The organism is Lentzea aerocolonigenes (genome assembly GCF_000955955.1).
GTDB lineage: Bacteria > Actinomycetota > Actinomycetes > Mycobacteriales > Pseudonocardiaceae > Lentzea > Lentzea aerocolonigenes_A.
The window spans coordinates 1-4706 of record NZ_JYJG01000565.1 but is presented as its reverse complement, the minus strand read 5'-3'; the positions used below and the strand labels follow the sequence as shown (position 1 = coordinate 4706).

Below are 4706 nucleotides of genomic sequence, written 5' to 3'. Positions count from 1 at the left end.
GCGTTGGTGCCCGAGACGCCGAAGGACGACACGCCCGCGCGGCGCGGGCGGGACACGGACGGCCAGGAGGTGGCCGAGGTGACGAGGGTGATGCCGCCCGCTTCCCAGTCCACGTGGGTGGAGGGCTCGTCGGCGTGGAGTGTGGCGGGGACCAGGCCGTGCCGCATGGCGTGGACCATCTTGATCACCCCGGCGACGCCCGCGGCGGCTTGGGAGTGGCCGATGTTCGACTTGATGGAGCCCAGCAGGAGGGGCTCGGAGCGGTCCTGACCGTAGGTGGCCAGCAACGCCTGGGCCTCGATCGGGTCGCCCAGAGTCGTGCCGGTGCCGTGGGCTTCGACGACGTCCACGTCCGAAGTGGACAGTCCAGCGGAGGCGAGCGCCGAGCGGATCACGCGTTGCTGGGACGGGCCGTTCGGGGCGGTGAGGCCGTTGGAGGCGCCGTCCTGGTTGATCGCGGAACCGCGCACGACGGCCAGAACGGTGTGGCCGTTGCGGAGGGCGTCGGACTGGCGTTCGAGCACCAGCAGGCCGGCGCCCTCGCCCCAGCCCACGCCGTCCGCCGTGTCGGAGAACGACTTGCAGCGGCCGTCCGCGGAGAGACCGCGCTGGCGGGAGAACTCGACGAACGTGGACGGGGTGGACATCACGGTCACACCGCCGGCCAGGGCCAGGGAGCATTCGCCGTTGCGCAGGGCTTGGGAGGCGAGGTGCAGGGCGACAAGCGAAGAAGAGCACGCGGTGTCGACGGTGACGGCCGGGCCCTCGAAGCCGAAGGTGTAGGAGACGCGGCCGGACGCGAACGTGCCGGCGCTGCCCATGCTCTGGTAGCCCTCGAACTCGCTGCCGCTGATCACGACCGAGTAGTCGGTGTACATGACGCCGGCGAACACGCCCGTCGCACTGCCACGCAAGGAAACCGGGTCGATGCCCGCTCGCTCCAGGGACTCCCAGGCGGTTTCCAGCAGCAAACGCTGCTGCGAGTCGGTGGAAAGAGCTTCACGCGGTGACATGCCGAAGAACGCCGGGTCGAACAGCGGGGCGTCGTGCAGGAAGCCGCCGGAACGCGTGTAGGAGGTGCCGATGTGGTCGGGGTCCGGGTGGTAGAGCGCGTCGACGTCCCAGCCTCGGTTGGACGGGAAGTCCGTCACGGCGTCGACACCGTCGACCACCAGGCGCCACAGGTCTTCCGGCGACGACACGCCTCCGGGATAGCGGCAGGCCATGCCGACGATCACGATCGGATCGTCGGCAACCGCGGAAGCCGAGGCCTCAGGCACGACCGTGTCGGAGCCGAAGAGCTCATCGCGCAGATACGAGGCCAGCACGCCCGCGTTGGGGTAGTCGAAGATCAGGGTGGCGGGCAGCCGCAGGCCCGTGACGGCGGTCAGCTGGTTGCGGAGCTCGACTGCGGTCAGCGAGTCGAAGCCGAGTGACTGGAACGCGCGGCCCGGGTCGATCTCGCCGGTGCCCGCGTGGCCGAGGACCGTCGCCACCTGGCCGCGCACGAGGTCCAGCAACGCTTCCAGCCGACCGGTCTCATCGAGTCCAGCGAGGCGGCTGGTCAGCGAGGCGGCGGAGGCGGAACCGGCGGCCACCCGGCGCGTGCGGGTCTTGATCAGGCCGCGCAGCATCGGCGGGATGTCACCACGGCTGCGCAGCACCGCCAGGTCGAGGCGCACCGGCACGGCGTTTCCGGCAGCCGCGTCGAAGAGCTCGACGCCCTGCTCGACGGTGAGGCCGGGAATTCCGGTGCGCGCCAGGCGTTCCGCGTCGGCACCGGACAGCATGCCCGCGATCCACGGGCCCCACGCCAGCGATGTGCCGGCAAGGCCCGCAGCACGGCGGTGTTCCACGAGAGCGTCGAGGAACGCGTTCGCGGCGGCGTAGTTGCCCTGGCCGGCGGTGCCGATCGTGCCCGCGACGGACGAGAACACCACGAACGCGTCGAGGTCCGCGGTCAGCTCGTGGAGGTGCCAGGCTGCGTCGACCTTGGGGCGCAACACGGTGTCGACGCGGTCGGGCGTCAGCGACTCGACCATGCCGTCGTCGAGAACGCCCGCGGTGTGGACGACAGCGCGAACCTCGTGGCGTGCCAGGAGATCTGCGACGGCTGCGCGATCGGAGACGTCGCACGCCTCGACGATCACGTTAGTGCCCATTGCCTCCAGCTCCGCGACGTCGGCCTCGCCACGCCGCGAGACGAGCAGCAGGTCACGGACGCCGTGCGACGTCACCAAATGACGGGCGATCACCAATCCGAGGCCGCCGGTGCCGGTGATGAGTACCTTGCCCTGCCAGGAGAAGCGATCAGCAGGAGCCATGCGAGCCAGGCGCGGCACGAACGCTTCGCCGTCACGCCAACGGATCTGCGGCTCATCCAGGGCGAAGACCTGCGCCGGCACGTCGGCATCCGACTCGACCAGCACGAAACGGCCGGGGTGCTCGGTCTGCGCCGACCGCACGAGTCCCCACACCGCGGCCGCACCCAGGTCGCCGGGACGCGTGACGAACGCGAGACGGTCCTGGCGCTCGTCCGCGATCCACTGCTGCAGGCGTGCGAGGACCTGCGACGTCAGGGCGTGCGCGGATTCGACTGGGGAGCCTTGGGAAACGACGTGCTCGACCTCGACCTCGGCGGTCTCGGTGGGCAGCGCGACCGGCGTCCAGTCGACGTGGAACAACGCCTCGCGCGCGATTCCGGAGCCGGCCGCGATCGGGCGGGTGACGAGAGAGTCGACCGACACGACCGGAGTGCCGTTGGGATCCGTTGCCACGACGGAGAACGACTCGCCCTGCGGACGGATGCGCACACGCAGCGCGGACGCACCGTTCGCGTGCAGCGACACACCCTCCCAGGCGAAAGGCATGCCACCGTTGGACGCGGTGAGGTCCGCGGCGTGCAGGGCGGCGTCCAGCAACGCCGGGTGCAGGCCGTAGCGGTCGTTCTCGTCGTCGACAGCCACCTCGGCGTAGACGTCGTCGCCGAGCTTCCAGGCCGCGCGCAAGCCCTGGAACGACGGCCCGTACGCGAATCCGTTGTCCGCGAACCGCTCGTAGAACCCTTCCAGCGCAACCGCTTCCGCTCCGGCGGGCGGCCAGGTCGTGGCGTCGAAGGTCGAGGCGGTGCCGGACGAGAGGAAGCCGGTGCAGTGCTCGAGCCACGGCGTGTCGGGGTCGAGGCGTGAGTAGACCGCGATCGAACGGCGCCCGGTCCCGTCGAGCGCGCCGACCGCGACCTGGATCTGCACCGGGTCGCCGAGGACGAGCGGCGCCGACAGCGTCAGCTCGTCGAGGCGGTCGAGGCTGAGCTCGTCGCCCGCGCGCAACGCGAGTTCGACGAAAGCCGTACCGGGGAACAGGATCCTGCCGCCGACGACGTGGTCCGCGAGCCACGGCCGGGTCGCGACCGACAGCCTGCTGGTGAACAGCACACCCTGTCCGTCGGCGAGCTCGACGGCCGCGCCGAGGAGCGGGTGGCTGACGGCCGTGAGACCGAGACCGGACGCGTCGGCGTTCTTCGCGGTCGACGGCCAGAAACGCTGCCGCTGGAACGCATAAGTCGGCAGCGGCACCCTCTGGCCACCGTCGTGGAACGGCGTCCAGTCGACAGTGGTGCCTTCGACGTGCAGGCGGGCGAGCGCGGTGATCAGGGCCTGGGGCTCAGGACGGTCCTTGCGCAGCGCCGGGATACCGTCGACCAGCGCCGACAGCACGCCGTCCGGGCCGATCTCCAGGAACCTCTTGTCGCCCAGGGCCGTCACGGCGTCGTGGAAGCGGACCGTGTCGCGGACGTGGCGGACCCAGTACTCGGCGTTCGCGACGTCGCCCAGGCCGGGAATCGTCGGTGGGGTGAAGGTGAGGCCGCTGATGGCGGCACGGAAGTCGTCGAGCACCGGGTCCATCAGCGGCGAGTGGAACGCGTGGCTGACCTGGAGTTGCTTGGATTTGCGCCCCTCGAACCGCGCGACGATCGCGCGGGTTTCCTCCTCGACGCCCGCGATGACGAGGGCGTCGGGTCCGTTGATCGCGGCGATCGAGACGCCCGCGGTGAGGTGCGGGGTGACCTCGGCTTCGGTGGCTTGGAGCGCGATCATCACGCCGCCGGTGGGCAACGCCTGCATGAGTCGCGCGCGTGCGTTGACGAGCTTGGCTGCGTCTTCGAGGTCGAACACCCCGGCGATGTGCGCGGCGGCGATCTCGCCGATGGAGTGGCCGGCGAGGTGGTCGGCCTTGACGCCGAACGACTCGACCAGGCGGTAGAGGGCGACCTGGAGCGCGAAGATCGCGGGCTGCGCGGTGCCGGTCTGGTTCAACGCGTCGGCGTCGGCACCCCACGCGTTCACGTCCAGGTGTTGCGCGACCTCGTCGAACGCCTCGCGGAACGCCGGGAACGCCTCGTACAGCTCGCGACCCATGCCGGGGCGCTGCGAGCCCTGGCCGGTGAACAGCATCGCCAGCTGCTTCTCGGTGGCCGTTCCGCGCGCGATCTCGGCACCGTCGAGGAGCACCGCGCGGTGGTCGAACAGCGTGCGCGCGGCCAGCGAGCACCCGACGTCCCTCGCATCCGCCGTGACGCCGCCGAGCCGCGCGATCTGCCCGTCCAGCGCCGCCTCGGTCTTCGCCGACACGAGCCACGGCACGCCGCTGACCTGGATCGATCCCGATTCGCGGGCCCCCTGGGGGGAGCCACCCCCCATCCCAAT

The 4706-nt window shown here is 70.9% G+C and carries 1 protein-coding gene; it reads right to left on the bottom strand.

What is annotated here, in order from left to right:
• A partial coding sequence (locus UK23_RS47030; protein WP_231115002.1) for a type I polyketide synthase occupies positions 1-4643 on the bottom strand: 4643 nt, incomplete at its 3' end.
• Positions 4644-4706: the final 63 nt, after the last annotated feature.